This window comes from Paenibacillus allorhizosphaerae (assembly GCF_042659105.1).
In the GTDB taxonomy this organism is placed as follows: Bacteria; Bacillota; Bacilli; order Paenibacillales; family NBRC-103111; genus Paenibacillus_G; species Paenibacillus_G allorhizosphaerae.
On the sequence record NZ_JBHSRV010000002.1, the window covers coordinates 711819 to 729484 of the forward strand.

Here is a 17666-nt window from a genome sequence, read left to right on the forward strand (position 1 = left end):
ATCATATCATCAAACTAGCCCTCAGGGGCTTTTATTTTTTGGGGACAGGGGAGAGAAAGAGCAATGACGACACTCGGTTTCATCAGACACGGTACGACGGAATGGAATTTGGCCGGACGATTGCAAGGGCAAATGGATACGCCTCTGGCCGAGGTTGGACGTGAGCAAGCCAGCCTGCTCGCAAAGAGGCTTGCGAGGGAAACTTGGGACGGGATCATCGCAAGCGATTTGATGCGGGCCAAGGAAACGGCACAGACGATCTCGGATGTGACCGGAACCCCGATATATGGTTATGACGCTCGTCTGAGGGAACGCGCATTCGGCGAACTGGAAGGGACGACGCTCGATGACAGAGTGAAGCGGTGGGGAGAAGATTGGCGCACGCTGGATCTAGGCATGGAGCCCGACGATAACTTACTAAGCCGCTGGGGCGCATTCTTGAGCGATCTGGAGGATCGTTATGGCGGGAAGCGAATACTGGTCGTCAGCCACGGCGGATTCATTGCTCCGGTACTCGCAAGCCACATGGGGCGAAAGATCGAAGAGCATCTGCAGAATACGTCGCTAACCGTACTTGAACGAAGCGGCGACGGTTGGGAGTGCCGTTTGCTGAATTGTACGGAGCATTTATCGCAACAAGACAACAAAGCTTAAACCCTCGGCGGTTTAAGCTTTTTTTGTTGTTCTCGCGGACGAAGTGCCAAGAAGAATTGAAATAAGTTTCGTCCTCCCGCGTTTAAATCCGGAACATTTTCCCATAATGGATAGTAAGAAATACGATTCGGAGGTACGCGAACATGAATTTGGCGGATATGTTAAGTTACGCGGACATTCATGACCTGAGCCGCATAGCAGGGACGTACAATTGCGAATGTAACGGACACTCGAAAAACGAGCTGATCCAGTCAATTTTATCGACCGTCGGACGGAGAGAAATATTCGAACGGCAAGTCGACGGCATGTCGCTCGAAGATATACGTTTTTTGAACTCGCTTCTGTTCGATCAGCGAGGCTCATTTAGTCTTGAGGAGCTGATCGCCCGGGTTCAGCAAAGCCGGTTTGTAAAGGAGCCATCCGAAGCATGGAATCCGCGCGAAGTGATTACGCGATTCAAACAGCGGGGATGGTTGTTCAGCGGGTATTCGCATCAGACGAGGTACTTGTTTCAAGTGCCGGCCGATTTGAAACGGAGATTCATCACCGCGCTCGGCAAACAGTTCGAACAGAAACTTCAGCGGACCGCGGAGCCGGGCGTTTATCGCGACGAGCAAAAGTTGATCGCTCATGACATTCGGAACGTTCTTCTCCATTTGCGTGGACAAGAAATGATGCTGACGGCGGATAATGCCATGTACAAACGCAACTTGCAGCAGCTGCTGGAGAAGATGGCGGTTATGGAAGAGCCGGTCGGCAAAACGGCGTGGAGATTCGGCTATGGCCGCATGTTTCGTGACTATCCGAACCGCTTTTCGTTCATTTACGATTACTGCTACTTTCATGACTACATCACCGAGCATAATCAAGTGTTGGCGCTGACAGCCAAAGGAGCGGAGCACGCTGACGGCGGAATGAAAGAGGATCCGGCGGAAGTATACCGATTCTGGCTCCGGCTGTACAAAGGGCCGATCCCGAACATCCAGTCTCTCGTGCATTGGATCAATCAGCTGGCTAAATCATGGGTTACAGTCGCGACGCTGAAGGAAGCGCTCGGCGGGCTGATCCGTCCCTTCTATTACGATACGCCCGATTCGATTTTCGAGCAGCGTCTTTTGCAAATGATGATGCATCTTGGACTGCTCCGAATCGGGGAAGATACCGTGCATGGAGCGGTGATCCAAATGACGAAAATGGGCAGCGGCATCATCGAAGGGACGTATGTGGCAGACGAAGAGAAGATCGTCATTCCGTTTGACAATCCGTAACCGCCTTTGTTACAATCACTCCCAAATATTCGGTAACGACTGAGCGCTCGGCAGTTACCACATAAGGAGTGTTACATATATGCTTCACAGCTATAACGGCATAATGCCGCAAATTCACCCGACTGTTTTTTTGGCGTCTGGCGTTCAAATTATCGGTGACGTCACGATCGAGGAAGGAGCGAGCATTTGGTACAATACCGTGCTGCGCGGCGATTTGGCCCCGATTCGGATCGGCAGACGATCCAATATCCAGGACGGGTGCATCGGTCACGTCAACGTCAATCAACCTCTGATCGTCGCGGAGGAAGTTTCGGTGGGACACGGTGCGATTATCCACGGCTGCACGATAGGCAAAGGTACATTAATCGGGATGGGGGCTATTGTACTCAACGGCGCCGCGATCGGTGAATATGCTTTAGTAGGGGCAGGTGCGTTGGTGACCGAAAACAAATCGATCCCTTCGCACACGCTTTCGCTTGGAACGCCGGCCAAAGTCGTCCGTGAATTAGCGGATTACGATATGGAACGAATGAAGCGAACCATGGAAAGCTACTGCGTTAAGGCTGAGGAGTACAGGCAGGAGCAAGCAAGTCGGTAAAACAAAACAAATGAATAGGATCAAGACCAGTTTGGAGGTTGGTTCTCATGGGCAAAATGAATATCACTAACGATATAATGCTGGGGCTGTTCGCGGAGATGGTACTGGATGAAGCGCTTCGCAAATACAAAGAGCAGTATTTGTACAGAGAAATCGATCAAGCGCTCGCCAAGGGAGACGAACAAACATTTATTGCCCTTACGGCTGAACTGAACACACTGCGTTCCCTTGCCTGATTAGGCGGATCCTAGCGGAAATTCAACATTTTTTTTAAAAGACATATGAATCCCGTTCATGTGTCTTTTTTTATGTTAAAGTATGTTAGTACGTTACGGGAAGAAGGTGAATACATGAAATTCAGCGATATACAGGAAAGCGGCTGGGCCGAGCTGCGGCCGTATTTGGACACATGCCTGCTGCCGGTTACCGGCTTGAGCGGAGCCGAAGCGCCATGGGAGGCGACACAGGAGCTCGAACGGTTAAGGGACGCGTTGGATCTGCTGGAAATTCCGTTCAAAGGAAGAATAGTTACGTATCCTGCCATGCATTTTGCCGGGACAAGCAACGACGGCGAACCATGGGGACTGCTTGATGACGTATGCTTGAAGCTGAAAACGGAGGCAGGCTTCCGGCATGTCGTGATCGTAACGGCCAAAACGGAACAGGAGCTGCCGCTCACTGCGGCGAATGCGGACTTGATTCTTCGTTTCGGGGCCGCCGAACTGAAGGATTCTCCCGACGGCGCTAAACGGAGAGCGGCTGGGGAGATGGCGCTGTTGTGGCAGCCGCAGGCAGCGATTAGGACGGATGTATGATCTGTGGTAATTATGCAAATTCTATGTAAAGACGAATCATTTTAAACCTGCGGACAGTTGTGACAATTTCGTTAAAAGTGGCTTCGGCACTTGGCGATCCATGCGTGAATGGCTTGTCTGCATTCTTGACGCACCCTAAGACGTAAGCTATTATTAGTTATGTCCTAGTATCTGGTGTAAAGTTATGTCGAACGACTGATATATGTGGCAAAAGGGGGTAGAACGAGAATGAACGATCACACGAATCAAGAGTCGCAGCATCATGGCAAAGAGCCGGTCAAACGCCGCGAAATGTCCCGGCGCCAGTTTCTTTCCTATACCCTTGGCGGAGCCGGTGCATTCATGGGTGCCGGTATGCTGGTACCTATGATTCGGTTTGCTGTGGATCCGGTCCTTCAACCTAAGGCGCAGGCCGCGTGGGTAAAGGTTGTGGAAGAAGCCAAAATAACGAACGAACCGAAATCTTTCAAATTCAAGGTGCATCAAGTCGACGGATGGTATGAGAGCGACCCGGAGCTCGAAGCGTGGATCTCCAAAGGGCAAGACGGCAAAATATTCGCTTTGAATCCAACCTGCAAACATTTGGGCTGTACGGTTAACTGGAATTCGAATCCTGAGTATAAGGAACAGTATTATTGCCCATGCCATGGCGCTCACTATACGGCAGACGGCAAAAACCTGGCCGTAGCACCGGCGCCTCTGGATCAGTACGAATTGAAGATCGAAAACGGCTTTGTATATCTTGGTCAGCTCGGTCCAAACAAACGGGTGTAAGAAGGAGGCGTAACATCAGATGTTTAAAAGTGTCTATAACTGGATTGATGAACGTCTGGATATCACGCCGATGTGGAGAGACGTAGCGGATCATGAAGTACCGGAACACGTAAACCCGGCGCACCATTTTTCCGCATTCGTTTATTGCTTTGGCGGACTGACGTTTTTTATCACGGTTATACAAATTTTATCCGGTATGTTTCTAACGATGTACTATGTGCCGGATATCATTAATGCATATGCGAGCGTCGACTACTTGCAGCATAAAGTCGCATTCGGCGTAATCGTTCGCGGTATGCATCACTGGGGCGCCAGCCTCGTTATCGTTATGATGTTCCTACATACGCTTCGAGTGTTCTTTACAGGCTCTTATAAAGCGCCGCGTGAAATGAACTGGGTCGTAGGGATGTTAATTTTCTTCGTCATGTTGGGACTCGGTTTTACAGGCTATTTGCTCCCTTGGGACAATAAAGCGTATTTCGCGACTCAAGTAGGTATTAAAATTGCAGCATCGGTTCCTTATCTCGGTGATTACATCAAAACCTTCCTGCAAGGCGGCGAGATTGTAGGAGCTCAAACGCTGACGAGATTCTTTGCGTTGCACGTGTTCTTCCTTCCGGGCGCATTGCTCGCTCTGCTCGCAGGACACTTTTTTATGATCCGCAAACAAGGGATTTCGGGGCCGCTCTAAGCGCGTGACTTTGCAATATGGTTTTCTTTGAAAGAAAACGAGAAGGAGGGGCGATACGTGGCTCACGGTCATAAATCTGACGAAAAAATTGTGTATGTTGGGGATTCGCGCGTTCGTGCCAAATCTTCGCGAATGATACCTCAAGATTTCTCTGCATATCCCGGAAAGTCGGAAGTATTTATTCCGAACTTCCTTCTGAAAGAATGGATGGTCGGCGCCGTTGTTCTGGTAGGCATATTGGTACTCGTTATGTCCGAAGCGGCTCCGCTCGGATATCCGGCTGATCCGACAAATACGCAGTTCATTCCGATGCCGGACTGGTACTTCCTGTTTATGTATCAGCTGCTGAAATATCCTTATACTTCGAATCATTTCGTTGTATTGGGTACGCTTGGAGTGCCGGGAATCGCCTTCGGTGCATTATTGCTGGCGCCGTTCCTGGACACGGGGAAAGAAAGACGGTTTTACAGACGTCCGATCGCTTCTACGTTGATGATTCTCAGCTTGGTTGCGTGTACTTATTTGACGGTAGTATCATGGCACCATTACGAGCTTGAGATGAAGGAAAAAGGTCTTATTCCGGAACACATCAAACGCGAAGAAGAAATGCATGCGAACAAAGGCAAGGAAGGCGGCAGTGCCCCGAAACCGGGAGCACAAGCAGCTGCCATTGTCGCGCCGGATGATCCGGCAGCAGAGCTGTACAAGAAAGCGACCTGCCTTGCTTGTCATGGCGGAGAGTTGAAAGGGATGCCGGCTTCCGGGATTCCGGCGCTTCGCGGCGTAGGCGATAAACATTCGAAAGAAGAAATTCTCGGCATCATCAAGAAGGGTCAAGGCAATATGACTGCTCAATATGATGCCAACATCAAGCAAGGGCTGACCGACGCAGATCTTGATAAAATTGCGGATTGGCTGTCCAGACAGAAAAAGCAATAACCAGAACAAACCTGATCGCAGATGCGGTCAGGTTTTTTAAATCAATTCGATAGGCGGGAGGGCACTCGATTGTCTGAATGGCGGTTCCGTTACTTTTTTTCCACCCCCTTTTTGGGCAGCGGATTTATGCTCTGGAGCTTGTTCTGGGTGAACTTGTTGGGGACGATATATGGCTACATCTGGTATTGGCAACAGCTAGTGTATACCGTAGAGGAGCAGAGCCCATGGTTTTTGCCGTTCGTCCCGGACAGCCCAACGGCCAGTTTATTTTTTACGGGTGCGATCGTCTACTTATTGCTTGACAGAAGACGCGAACAGCATTCCGCAATTTCTGTAACGGGTGCGGTTGGGTTTCGCGGCTTCGTCGAAGCGTTCGCTGTCGTTACTTCAATGAAATACGGCATTTGGGCTGTAACGATGATTTTTGCCGCAGCTTCCCAAGGTGACGTTCTTGTGTGGCAAGATTGGATGTTGACGTTCTCTCATCTGGGGATGGCGGCGGAGGCGCTGCTGTATCTGAATTTGTACCGGTATCGATGGCCGTCGGTGGCGCTCGTCGCTTGCTGGGCTTTTCTTAACGATTTCATGGATTATACGTTCGACGTGTATCCGAGACTGCCGAGGGTGCTTGAAGACGATCTGACGGTGATCGAGGCGTATACGATCAGCCTTAGCCTTATCAGCATCATTGTTGCGCTCGCGATGTGGCTTATAAGGGAAAAGCGCTCCTCAGTGCGGAGAAAAGCGGTCTAAACAGAGGACATGCCCCATAGGATTTAGTTAGGAGGGGATGTCCGATGCGATGGACACGGAATATGAAGTGGATCAGTGTTGTCTTGTTGTTGTCTTTGAGCTCGTCTGCGCTCTTCGGCTGCAGTGCGGCTAAGGGAGGCAAGGAAACGGTTCCCGTCAAACCGGTGCAGGAACAAGTACAAAAGGTTGAATTGCTGAATGAGACGGCAGACGAAATGTATCAAAAGGTGTTGAAGGGGGATGTGGACGGAGGACGTACGGTGCTGCAGCAAATTAGCGATCAGGTGACCCGTATCCGGTTTGAAGGAATTACATCCGTCGAAGGGATGAATGCGCTTGCGGAAACGGTGACGCAGGCAAAACGGGTATTCAACGCGGCGAAATTCAATGCCGAGGAAGGGCAGCTGTCCGCTGCCAAGTTGAGGCTCGCCACTGATGCTTTGACGCATACGAGCCAGCCGATGTGGCTTCAGTATTATAAGGTGCTGCAGGATGACGTCAATGGGTTGGAGCACGCAGCGAAAGAACAAAACAAAGCGGAGCTTCAAAAAGCCGCGGAACAGCTCGGGCAGCATTACGGAATCGTTCATCCCAGCTTGCTAATCAGCCGCAACGCCGCCGATGTGGAAAAAATGGACTCGCTTGCGACTTTCGTTAAGAACCAAACCGTCATTTCCGCCGAACCTTTCAAAAATATTTTGAATGCAGTCGGTCCGATGCGGCAAGTACTCGACAAACTGTTCATGAAACAGGAAACGACGGCCTATTTACCGTATAACGACCAGCAAAATCCGATATTATGGACGCTCGCAATCGGTTCCGTCATTATGATGGCACTAGGATTCGCAGGGTGGCGCCTTTCCAAGAAAGATCAAGGACTTGTCACGATCCAGCGCAATGAAGAGGTGTGAGTCTGCTCGTTCCGCTTCTATTATTTAGGCTTAAAGCCTTCTCCGACAACGTCATGAACCTCGGTAATAATCAGAAATGCGAGGGGATCGACGGAATGGACAAGGTCTTTAAGCCTTTTCATTTCACTTCTGGCGACGACGCAGTAAACCACATGTCTATGCTGGCCGGAATAGGCGCCGATAGCCGGAAACAACGTAGCTCCGCGATCCAGTTCTTTGGTGATGGCCGCAGCCACGCTCTCCGAATGCGAGGTAATGATCGTGAATGCGCGGGCTGCATAGGCGCCTTCAATTAAAATATCGATCATTTTGGAAGCAATGAAAACGACGACGAATGTATATAAAATCTTTTCTTTCGGGATGAAGAATAACGATGAGCCGATAACCACGGCGTCCATTAACAATATGATTCGCCCGATGCTCCAGCCTTTCAGCTTATGCGCAATTCGCGCCATAATGTCCGATCCGCCGGTTGTGCCGCCGTAGCGAAATACGATGCCGAGCCCGGTTCCCAGCGTAAACCCGGCATAAGCGGTGGCCAGAAAAAAATCATGCTCCGACCGAAACGGCACTAGCAGTCCGTTCTTAATGAGCAATTCCATGATCCATAAAAAGAACGAAAGCGACAGCGTACCGATGACCGTATAGATCATGCTCGATTTACCCAAAATACGCCAACCAATATAAAAGAGCGGAATATTGATTACAAGCGTCGTCACCGATGGAGGAAATCCGAAAATATAATTCAGCAGCAGCGCGATCCCTGTTATTCCGCCTTCCATAAGTTCGTTAGAAATAACAAAGTAGTGCAGCCCGAAAGCATAAATGGCCGTGCCGAGCATGATGGGAAAAGCACTGCGTACAATGACAGGTAGATTGGATAACGGCATAAGTTCCTCCTTGCTAGATGATCGCAAAAACACGTATGTAACAACATCGAGTTGCATCGATCCGAATCTTTTCTTATAAGATCACAATTTATCATTCTGAGCGGAGCTGAGCGATTGAGATCTTTCAAGAAAAGATACCGCTTAAACACGAATGTATCTTCATCGAATTGTCTCGATCCGAGTCTTTTCTTATCGTTGCCATCTTCATACAAAAAAAATTTGTCTTTATCCCTTGTTTTGCGTTAACATGGTAATGAAAGGTTGGTGACTTACGAATTTATGGCCGATAGTAAAACATTAAAGGATATCCAAGGGGAAGTCCATGAATACATATCCCAATTTAAAGAGGGCTATTTCAGCCCGCTCTCGATGCTGGCGCGCATGTCGGAAGAGGTCGGCGAGTTATCCAGGGAAGTGAATCACCGTTACGGCGAAAAACCGAAAAAACCGACGGAAGAAGAGAATTCGATCGAATTGGAGCTTGGCGATATATTATTCATTACCGTCTGCTTCGCTAATTCGCTCGGCATTGATTTGACCGAAGCGCATGACAAAGTATTGCATAAATTTCGCACGCGCGATGTGAATCGTTGGACGAAACGGGACACGGAATCTTAGATCGGTTCATATGCTGTACCATCCCTTTTTACGCAAAGGAGATGGGGTACTTGAGCGGAGAAGAGGCCATTAAAAAAGCTTATGAATCGATCTTAAAGCATGATTTCGCCAAAGCGGTCGTCTGGTTTGAACGCGCCATTGCCCTGGATCCGGACTGTGCAGCTTATCATTACAAGCTATCGATCACTTACGCCCGCAGCAATAAACTGGAGCAGGCGACGCTTCATGCGAAAGAAGCCGTCCGGCTGGATCCGGATGACGAGCATTACACAATGCATTATCGGCATTTGCAGGCGAAAGAACTGCTGTTCCAGGCAGAGAAGCTGTTCGAGGAATCGGATGAGCAGCTATATCTGGCGGTTGCGCTTTTGAAGCAGGCAGTCGATTTGGATCCGCTGTCGGTCGAAGCATATTTGCTTCTCAGTATAGCTTATTCACAGTTGGAAGACTATTCACACGCCATTCGGGCGGTTAAAGAACTTTTGAAGCTGGATCCGAATCATCCGATTGCAAGCCGGCTACTTGAAGAGTATGGACTAAAATGGAAACAATATATGCAGACAGCATCTCCTAAAGAGATCAAGCGGAAAGGAACAGAGTAAAGGATGAGCCAGAACATTAAAGTTGCCGTGGCCGGTGCAAGCGGTCGAATGGGGCGCGAAGTCGTAAAAATGGTGTTGGCTGATGCGCAGTTGACGCTTGTGGCAGCGACGGATCGCTCGACAAAAAATATGGATGCCGGACGTCTTGTGGGCATGGAACCATGCGGCGTTATGGTCAGCAACGATCTGGAGCTGGCGCTCGTGGAATCGAAGCCTGATGTGCTTGTCGATTTCACGGCGCCCCAGTCGGCTGTCGCCCATACAAGATTGGCAATCCGACATAAGGTTCGTCCTGTGATCGGGACTACCGGATTTACGCCGCAGGATATCGAAGACTTGGACAATCAATGCAAGGAGCAAGGCATCGGCGGTCTGATCGCGCCGAACTTCTCCATCGGCGCCATTCTGATGATGAAATTTGCCGCACAGGCAGCGAAGTATTTCCCGCATCTTGAGATCATCGAATATCATGGAGACCAAAAACTCGATGCGCCGAGCGGAACGTCCGTGAAAACCGCTGAGATGATTTCGGAAGTACGCAAAGAGCTAAGACAAGGCAATCCGAATGAAGAGGAGACGATCGAAGGCTCCCGCGGCGGCTACTACAACGGATTCAGAATACATAGCGTTCGGCTCCCTGGTGTGTTCGCACAGCAGGAAGTCATTTTCGGCGCTTTCGGACAATCGCTGAAAATACGCCACGATTCGTATGACCGCGCAGGTTATATGCCAGGGGTCAATGTTGCAATCAAGAAGGTAATGGAGTACAACGGGCTTGTTTACGGGTTCGAACATTTTATAGACTAGGTGATACGGGCACTGGGCAGACCGACAACGGTCGGCTCAGGTGTCTTTGTTTTGCAGATAAGGGGATGATGTCATGACAATGAAAATAGCATTGATCGCTCACGATCGGAAAAAGGAAGAAATGGTCAATTTCGTCATCGCCTATGAAAGGGTATTTGCTGGCCATACGTTATATGCTACCGGAACGACCGGTACGCGCATTATGGAAAAAACGAAACTGAACATTAACCGATTCATGTCGGGTCCGCTAGGCGGAGACCAGCAGATCGGAGCCTTGGTGGCGACCAATGAGATGGACCTGATTATTTTCCTTCGTGATCCGCTCATGGCGCAGCCGCATGAACCGGATATCATCGCTTTGCTCCGTTTGTGCGACGTTCAAGGCATCCCGTGCGCGACCAATATTGCTACAGCGGAGCTTTTGATTAAAGCCCTCGATCGCGGTGATTTTGCGTGGAGGGAACTCGTACATAAATATAAGCCGGGTGTTGACCATGTCTGAGAACAATTCGCTGGATATTTTGATTTTCGGAGCCCATCCGGACGACGCGGAAATCGGGATGGGCGGAACGATCGCCAAGCATACGGCTGCCGGACGGCGCGTAGGCATTTGCGATCTGACGCTCGCCGAAATGTCATCCAACGGTACGGTGGAGAGCCGCCGCAAAGAAGCGGAGGAAGCATCCGCGGTGCTTGGTCTTGCGGCCCGGAGCAATCTTCAGCTGCCTGACCGCGGTTTGTACGTAACGCCGGAGCATGTGGAGCGCATCGTACTGGAAATTCGCAAGTGGCGGCCGCGTCTTGTCTTCGCGCCATATTGGGAAGACCGCCATCCCGATCATATCGCTTGCAGCAAGCTGGTGCAGGAAGCGGTGTTCAATGCGAAGCTGCGCCGTTTTATGCCGGATGTGCCTGCGCATACCGTCAAGGAAAGCTATTATTATTTTATAAACGATGTGTTTGAGCCGAGCGTGATGGTCGATGTAACGGACGTTTACGAGACGAAAACCGCCTCGCTTCGCGCCTATCGCTCGCAATTCGAGCCTGCAGGAACGGGTAACGATTATGTGCAAACACCGCTGACGCAAGGTTATTTGGAGCGGGTGGAAGCTCGCGACCGACTGCTCGGCTTGAGAAGATCGGTGCCGTATGCGGAAGGCTTTGTGAATAAGCTGCCTTATATGGCAGAACTGTTGTAAACCATCATATATCCGCAGATAAGGGAGGATACCCTCACTATGGACCGGTTAAAAATCGGAATTACGTGTTACCCTACCTTGGGCGGTTCCGGCGTCGTCGCTACGGAGCTTGGGAAGCTGCTTGCGGAAAAAGGACACGAAGTGCATTTCATCACGCACAGCATGCCTTTCCGCCTTGGGAAATTCGATAAAAACATTTCGTATCACGAAGTGGAAGTCAATGATTATTACGTTTTTAAATATCCGCCATACGATCTATCGCTTGCCAGTAAACTTGCGCAAGTCGCCAAGCTGGAGGAACTGGACTTGCTTCACGTGCATTATGCCATTCCGCATGCCGTTTGCGCGCTGTTAGCAAAGCAAATGGTCGGTCCGCAGCTGAAAGTAGTGACGACGCTGCACGGGACGGATATTACGGTGCTTGCGCAAGACGAATCGTTAAGCGATCTGATCAGCTATGCGATTGATGAAAGCGATGCGGTAACGGCGGTTTCGCAAGATTTGATCGAGGAAACCCGCAGGCTGCTCGGCATTACCAAACCGATCGACCTTGCTTACAATTTCGTCGATAAACGAGTCTACTATCCGCGCGAAGTGAGCGAGCTTCGCAAAGAATTCGCCCATCCGGACGAAAAAATATTGATCCATATCTCGAATTTCAGACCGGTGAAGAGGGTTACCGACGTCGTAGAAATATTCGATCAGGTGCGCAAGGAAGTACCTTCCCGTCTTCTGTTCGTCGGCGAAGGGCCGGAACTGTCCAAAGTGCTCTGCAAAGTGAAAGAGCTCGGCATATTGGACCGGGTCACGTTCTGCGGAAAGCAGGACGACGTGGCGCAGCTGCTATCGCTCGGCGACTTGATGCTGCTGCCGTCGGAGAAGGAGAGCTTCGGTCTTGTGGCGCTGGAAGCGATGGCTTGCGGCGTACCGACGATCGCTTCCGATGCCGGAGGCATACCGGAGCTGATCACGCACGGGGAAACCGGATTTTTGGCCGGGATCGGCGACGTAGATCAGATGGCTGCTTATGCGAAGCAGCTGTTATCCGACGAAGCGATGTATGCAAGGATGAAGCAGGCCTGTTTGCATCGGGCGCGTTTTACATTCTGCAACGATCTGATTACCAGACAGTATGAAGAAATATATTATCGCGTGCTTGGACGACCGCTGCCAGAGGAGCTGAAGTCCAGGCCGATCAACTGCTGAATTGCCGAAGGAGAGCAGCCCATGGCCGAAAAGCTGGAAGATGGGGCCCTAAAGGTTATACGACGATTAACGGACCGAGGTTTCGAAGCTTATATGGTCGGGGGCTGTGTACGAGATAAATGGTTGGGCCGCAAGGTAAAAGATTATGATATCGCCACATCAGCCAGACCGGAACAAGTGCAATCGATATTCGAGCGCACGATTCCAACCGGGCTTCAGCATGGAACGGTTACGGTTTTAATCGATCGCGTTCCTTACGAAGTAACGACTTTTCGGAAAGAAGGCGACTATGAAGGGTTCCGTCGCCCGTCCGAAGTGGAATATATCGATAACTTGCATGAAGATTTACAGCGGCGCGATTTTACGATGAACGCAATGGCGCTGGATCAGGATGGCCGGCTGATCGACCCGTTCGGCGGACAGGAGGATCTTCGGCTGAAACGGCTTCGATGCGTCGGTCAGGCGGAGGAACGGTTTCGGGAGGATGCGCTGCGCATGCTCCGCTGTCTAAGGTTCGCCGCCGAATATGGATTGGAGCCGGAAACGGCAACCTGGAGCGCACTGCTTCTGCTAAAACCGCTGCTTGGTCATATCGCGATGGAGCGGGTGCAGGCCGAGCTTCTAAAAATGCTCGCCGGCGCGAATCCGAATCTGGCTGTGGATCTGCTGTGCAGCAGCGGGGTGTTGCAGCATACGAAAAAGAAGCTGAGCCTTGCTTCGATCGCGGACGGAAAACCGTGGCCGAATCTGGATCGGCTGCCTGATGAGCTGCATCGTTTGGCGTTTTTGTACATACGCATCGGGGCTACGGCTGAACAAGCGGATGCGGATATGCGCCATCTGGCTTGTTCGAAGCAGCAGACGGAAAAAGTACGGCTGATGGTAACCGCACACGAGAGGCTTCGGAATGAAGCTGGTAATAATAAAGTGATGGATGACATGTCGATGGACCAACGGAAACGGCTATGGCTGTTGGCGGCAATCCGTTATGGTCGCGGTACGCTTCGCAACGTTCACAAATTGTATTCGCAGGAAGAGCACCTGTCCCCGTCACAACGCGTATGGGTTGCGGAAGGCGAGAGGTGGCTTGACGAAATGCCCGTGTCCGAAGTGTCGGAGCTTGCGGTCACGGGGCAGGAGCTCATGCGTTTGTTTGCCCCTGCCAAACCGGGACCATGGCTCGGCCGGTTACTTGCGGCGCTGCTGGAAGAAACGGCTCTAGGCGAGCTGTCCAACGAAACGGAAGCGCTGCTGAAGGCGGCCGAAGCACACTATGAACAAATACGGGAGATTGAGCGTCAATGAATCAACGAATCCTGGAGCTGTTCGAGCAATCGAACGGCGCTTTTTTGTCCGGCGAAGAGATCAGCGGCAAACTGAACATTAGCCGCACGGCGGTATGGAAACATATTGAACGGCTCCGAGAGAAAGGCTACCGGTTTGAAGCGGTTCCGCGAAAAGGCTACCGTCTGACGGCGAAGCCGGCGAAACTTGATATTGCACGTGTCCTGACGAGTCTCGAAACTGCGCGTTTTGGAAGGCAAATCAAATATTACGATGAGGTCGAATCGACGCAGACCATAGCCCACGGACTTGTTCAGGAAGGCGCGCACGAAGGTATGCTCGTCATCGCCGAGCAGCAAAATGCGGGCCGCGGACGAATGGGCCGGAAGTGGCACTCTCCTAAAGGAAAGGGCTTATGGATGAGCCTGATCCTGAAACCCGGCATACCGCTTCAGATGACGCCTCAGCTTACTTTGCTGTTTGCCGTGGCGCTTTGCCGAACAGTCCGCGGGTACCTAGCTCTGGATGCGGGAATTAAGTGGCCGAACGATCTATTGATCCGCGGGCGCAAAGTTTCCGGCATCCTGCTCGAATCCAACGCCGAGGACGAACGTCTGCTTCACGTCATTGCCGGGGTCGGCATCAGCGTCAACCTGGAGCCGCAGGACTACCCGGAGGAATTGCGGGATGTAGCGACTTCCCTGGCTATTGAAGCGGGGCATCCGATCGACAGGGAAGCGTTCCTTTGCCGTTTCCTGCTGGATTTGGAGCAGTTGTATGCACTGTACCGGGAGGATGGCTTTGCGCCAATCAAAACGTTATGGGAGCTGCAGTCCGTTTCGCTCCACCGTCCGATCCGCGTACAAACGGCGCAAGGTGCTGTTGAAGGGACAGCGGAGTCGATTGACGACAGCGGTGCGCTGCTGATCCGGCTGCAAGACGGCAGCGAGCAAAAACTGTACTCGGGCGTTGTCGAATTTAGATGACATCTTATACAAACTTTGGTATAATGTACGTTGCAGAGGCGGTATCGTAATGAGCTGCACTCTCCAGTTTGCTTAATGAAGGAATGTTTAAGTTCATGCAGTGCAAATGCACAGCATAGCAACATTTCGGAATATCAAGAAAAGCGAAATGATTTGGATCGGCAGCTTTTCTTACAATTGAATCGTTTTTGTAATATGTCGGATTCTGCTCTGAGCCAACCGGACCGAGACAGAAGGATCATATGATGTTTGCCATGTGAACCTTTTAGCCACGTTATGCCGGCTGAAAGGTTTTTTTGCTCATTGCAACAATCCGGCCTCTGCACGCAATACTAACGGAAAGACAAATCCACGAAAGAAGCAGGTGAAACGGATGGAAGCGAGAAGACCGGTAACAACAGCAAAGTTGAGAAAAATGAAAGAAGATCGAGTGCCGATTAGCGTCATTACGGCTTACGACTATCCTTCCGCCATGTTGGCGGAGCAAGCCGGAATCGATGCAATCTTGGTAGGCGATTCATTAGGCAATGTCGTGCTCGGCTACGACTCAACCATTCCTGTAACGTTAGAGGATATGATATATCATACGAAAGCGGTGACCCGCGCGGCGAAAACGAGCTTCGTGATCGCAGATATGCCGTTTATGACCTATCACGGCAGCGTCGATCAGACGCTGCGCAATGCGGCCCGATTGATGCAGGAAGGGCTCGCCAAAGCGCTCAAGCTGGAAGGCGGGGCGGAGATCGTTCCGGCAGTACAGGCATTGACGCAGGCAGGCATTCCGGTCATGGCCCATATCGGGCTCACGCCGCAGTCCATTCATCAGATCGGCGGCTATAAAGTGCAGGGCAAAAGCTCCGCTCAAGCGGAAAAGCTGCTGGAAGACGCCAAGGCGTTGGAGCAAGCCGGTGCTTTTGCCATTGTGCTCGAGCTTGTAACGGATGAACTTGCGGCACATTTGACGCAGACGCTGTCCATTCCGACGATCGGCATCGGCGCGGGCGCTTCCTGCGACGGGCAGGTGCTAGTTTTCCACGATTTGCTCGGGTACGCCGCGGATATTCATCCGAAACGGTTCGTCAAAACGTACGCCCATATCGGCGAGGCGATTCGAAACGGAATTCGCCAATATGTAGACGAGGTGAAAGGCCGCAGCTTTCCGGCCCAAGAGCATGCGTTCCACATGGAGGATGAAGTCGCAGCCAGTCTGTACGGCGGAGGCGGCAGCTCCGCGCAAGCCGAACCGGCGTCGGCAGAAGAGAAACGCGTAAAAGAGCCCGCTGGACAGCGCGAATAAACAAAGGGGATGAACGGCCCATGATTATATGTCGTACGATAAATGAATTGCGCCAGGCTATTCGCCAGCATCGTTCTTCGCACCTTGACAGCAAGGTCGGGTTTGTGCCGACGATGGGATATTTGCATCGCGGTCATGGTTCGCTGCTGGAGCGGGCGCGCGACAATTGCTCTTTGGTGGTGCTAAGCATTTTTGTCAATCCGCTGCAGTTTGGGCCGAATGAAGATTTTGAGAGGTATCCTCGCGACGAGAAGCGGGATCTGGAAGTCGCACAATCGGCGGGAACCGATATTGTGTTTTTGCCGCAAGTTGCCGAGATGTACCCGACTCCGACGAAAACGGTCATCACCGTATCCGGCGTTACCGAAAGGCTGTGCGGCGCATCCCGCCCCGGACATTTTGACGGAGTGGCAACCGTAGTTAGCAAGCTGTTAAATATCGTTCAGCCCGATTTCGCTTATTTCGGCATGAAGGATGCGCAGCAGGTAGCCGTTATCGAGCAGATGGTTTACGACCTGAACATGCCCGTGACGATTGTGCCTTGTCCGACGCTTCGCGAGGAGGACGGTCTTGCGCTTAGCTCACGGAACGTGTATTTAAGCGACGAGGAGCGTCGCCAGGCAATCGTGCTGTCCGCGGCGCTCGCCGATGCTGAAGCATTGATGCAAGACGCTGCAGGGTTAACTCCCGACCGGCTGCAAGCAGTCGTCGTCGAACGAATTCAATCCGCTTCCTTGGCTCATATTGATTACGCGGAAGTTTTATCGTATCCTTCGTTGGAGCCGATCGATTCATTCGAAGGCGCTGACCGCATCATCGTGGCGCTCGCCGTGAAATTCGGCAAAACGCGCCTGATCGACAACCGGATTTTGCACATACCCGCTTAAATGAAATGTAGGAGGCGAGAAGCCGTGTTTCGCACCATGATGAAGTCCAAAATTCACCGCGCTACCGTAACTGAAGCGAATTTGAACTATGTGGGCAGCATTACGATCGACCAGGATTTGTTGGAGCTTGTCGATATGCTGCCCAATGAAAAGGTGCAAATCGTTAATAACAATAACGGCGCGCGTTTTGAAACGTACATTATTCCGGGTCCCCGCGGCTCAGGCGTCATATGCCTGAACGGAGCGGCAGCCAGACTCGTCCATCCCGGCGATAGCGTCATTATCATATCCTATGCTGTTATGACGGACGAAGAGGCGCGCACCCACAAGCCGCAAGTCGCCATTATGGGCGACAATAACAAAGTAGTCAGCGTACTGAAGGAAGAAATTCATTCCACCGTGCTGTAAAGAGAATGAAACCGGACGGCCGGGCGCACAATGTAGATACCATTGCAACGTTCAACACATCCGCCGCTGCACATTCGCA

At 51.3% G+C, this 17666-nt stretch carries 22 protein-coding genes; 21 read left to right on the forward strand and 1 reads right to left on the reverse strand.

Annotated elements, in window-relative coordinates; all coding sequences use genetic code 11:
• Window positions 1-63: 63 nt before the first annotated feature.
• The 10 genes from ACFQI7_RS11980 (at window position 64) to ACFQI7_RS12025 (ending at window position 7403) form a co-directional block, all read left to right on the forward strand.
• On the forward strand, window positions 64-654 hold the full coding sequence (locus ACFQI7_RS11980; protein ID WP_218100618.1) for a histidine phosphatase family protein: 591 nt from the start codon (window positions 64-66) through the stop codon (window positions 652-654).
• A 143-nt stretch (window positions 655-797) separates the two neighbouring features.
• Window positions 798-1922, forward strand: a complete 1125-nt coding sequence (locus ACFQI7_RS11985; protein ID WP_218100617.1) for a hypothetical protein — start codon at window positions 798-800, stop codon at window positions 1920-1922.
• Window positions 1923-2001: 79 nt separating this feature from the next.
• The gene (locus ACFQI7_RS11990; RefSeq protein ID WP_218100615.1) at window positions 2002-2520 is read left to right on the forward strand and encodes a gamma carbonic anhydrase family protein; all 519 of its coding nucleotides are present in this window, start codon (window positions 2002-2004) and stop codon (window positions 2518-2520) included.
• A gap of 47 nt (window positions 2521-2567) precedes the next feature.
• The gene (locus ACFQI7_RS11995; protein ID WP_218100614.1) at window positions 2568-2756 is read left to right on the forward strand and encodes an IDEAL domain-containing protein; all 189 of its coding nucleotides are present in this window, start codon (window positions 2568-2570) and stop codon (window positions 2754-2756) included.
• A gap of 114 nt (window positions 2757-2870) precedes the next feature.
• Window positions 2871-3335, forward strand: a complete 465-nt coding sequence (locus ACFQI7_RS12000; RefSeq protein ID WP_218100613.1) for a DUF2487 family protein — start codon at window positions 2871-2873, stop codon at window positions 3333-3335.
• 228 nt (window positions 3336-3563) lie between these two features.
• The gene (locus ACFQI7_RS12005) at window positions 3564-4109 is read left to right on the forward strand and encodes a ubiquinol-cytochrome c reductase iron-sulfur subunit (protein ID WP_218100612.1); all 546 of its coding nucleotides are present in this window, start codon (window positions 3564-3566) and stop codon (window positions 4107-4109) included.
• Window positions 4110-4128: 19 nt separating this feature from the next.
• Window positions 4129-4800, forward strand: a complete 672-nt coding sequence (gene qcrB / locus ACFQI7_RS12010) for a menaquinol-cytochrome c reductase cytochrome b subunit (RefSeq protein WP_218100610.1) — start codon at window positions 4129-4131, stop codon at window positions 4798-4800.
• Between the two features lie 57 nt (window positions 4801-4857).
• A complete protein-coding gene (locus ACFQI7_RS12015; RefSeq protein WP_218100609.1) occupies window positions 4858-5739 on the forward strand; it encodes a c-type cytochrome in 882 nt (293 codons plus the stop codon).
• A gap of 69 nt (window positions 5740-5808) precedes the next feature.
• Window positions 5809-6492 carry a DUF1405 domain-containing protein gene (locus ACFQI7_RS12020; protein ID WP_230415222.1) on the forward strand — a complete coding sequence of 228 codons (684 nt, stop codon included), beginning with the start codon at window positions 5809-5811 and terminating at the stop codon, window positions 6490-6492.
• Between the two features lie 44 nt (window positions 6493-6536).
• The gene (locus ACFQI7_RS12025) at window positions 6537-7403 is read left to right on the forward strand and encodes a sporulation protein YpjB (protein ID WP_218100608.1); all 867 of its coding nucleotides are present in this window, start codon (window positions 6537-6539) and stop codon (window positions 7401-7403) included.
• 20 nt (window positions 7404-7423) lie between these two features.
• Here the strand turns inward: ACFQI7_RS12025 and ACFQI7_RS12030 are convergent, their stop codons facing one another.
• A complete protein-coding gene (locus ACFQI7_RS12030; protein ID WP_218100607.1) occupies window positions 7424-8293 on the reverse strand; it encodes a YitT family protein in 870 nt (289 codons plus the stop codon).
• Between the two features lie 279 nt (window positions 8294-8572).
• Between ACFQI7_RS12030 and ACFQI7_RS12035 the strand changes: the two genes are divergently transcribed.
• From ACFQI7_RS12035 to panD, 11 genes are all read left to right on the forward strand, one after another.
• A complete protein-coding gene (locus ACFQI7_RS12035; RefSeq protein WP_218100605.1) occupies window positions 8573-8911 on the forward strand; it encodes a nucleotide pyrophosphohydrolase in 339 nt (112 codons plus the stop codon).
• A 50-nt stretch (window positions 8912-8961) separates the two neighbouring features.
• Window positions 8962-9513, forward strand: coding sequence for a tetratricopeptide repeat protein (locus ACFQI7_RS12040; RefSeq protein ID WP_218100604.1), 552 nt, complete (start codon window positions 8962-8964; stop codon window positions 9511-9513).
• A 3-nt stretch (window positions 9514-9516) separates the two neighbouring features.
• Window positions 9517-10320 carry a 4-hydroxy-tetrahydrodipicolinate reductase gene (dapB, locus tag ACFQI7_RS12045; RefSeq protein WP_218100603.1) on the forward strand — a complete coding sequence of 268 codons (804 nt, stop codon included), beginning with the start codon at window positions 9517-9519 and terminating at the stop codon, window positions 10318-10320.
• 79 nt (window positions 10321-10399) lie between these two features.
• A complete protein-coding gene (locus ACFQI7_RS12050) occupies window positions 10400-10822 on the forward strand; it encodes a methylglyoxal synthase (RefSeq protein ID WP_218100643.1) in 423 nt (140 codons plus the stop codon).
• Window positions 10815-11519, forward strand: a complete 705-nt coding sequence (gene bshB1 / locus ACFQI7_RS12055) for a bacillithiol biosynthesis deacetylase BshB1 (protein ID WP_218100602.1) — start codon at window positions 10815-10817, stop codon at window positions 11517-11519. Before ACFQI7_RS12050 ends, bshB1 begins: the two co-directional genes overlap by 8 nt.
• Before the next feature lie 39 nt (window positions 11520-11558).
• Complete coding sequence (gene bshA / locus ACFQI7_RS12060; protein ID WP_218100601.1) at window positions 11559-12725, forward strand: N-acetyl-alpha-D-glucosaminyl L-malate synthase BshA; 1167 nt, start codon at window positions 11559-11561, stop codon at window positions 12723-12725.
• A gap of 21 nt (window positions 12726-12746) precedes the next feature.
• On the forward strand, window positions 12747-14030 hold the full coding sequence (locus ACFQI7_RS12065) for a CCA tRNA nucleotidyltransferase (RefSeq protein WP_218100600.1): 1284 nt from the start codon (window positions 12747-12749) through the stop codon (window positions 14028-14030).
• Window positions 14027-14995 (forward strand): biotin--[acetyl-CoA-carboxylase] ligase, encoded by a 969-nt coding sequence (locus ACFQI7_RS12070; RefSeq protein WP_218100599.1) that lies wholly within the window; start codon window positions 14027-14029, stop codon window positions 14993-14995. The genes ACFQI7_RS12065 and ACFQI7_RS12070 overlap by 4 nt, the downstream gene beginning before the upstream one ends.
• Window positions 14996-15368: 373 nt before the next feature.
• Window positions 15369-16292, forward strand: a complete 924-nt coding sequence (gene panB, locus ACFQI7_RS12075; RefSeq protein WP_218100598.1) for a 3-methyl-2-oxobutanoate hydroxymethyltransferase — start codon at window positions 15369-15371, stop codon at window positions 16290-16292.
• Between the two features lie 20 nt (window positions 16293-16312).
• Window positions 16313-17179, forward strand: a complete 867-nt coding sequence (panC, locus tag ACFQI7_RS12080) for a pantoate--beta-alanine ligase (RefSeq protein ID WP_218100597.1) — start codon at window positions 16313-16315, stop codon at window positions 17177-17179.
• 24 nt (window positions 17180-17203) lie between these two features.
• Window positions 17204-17587 carry an aspartate 1-decarboxylase gene (panD, locus tag ACFQI7_RS12085; protein ID WP_218100596.1) on the forward strand — a complete coding sequence of 128 codons (384 nt, stop codon included), beginning with the start codon at window positions 17204-17206 and terminating at the stop codon, window positions 17585-17587.
• Window positions 17588-17666: the final 79 nt, after the last annotated feature.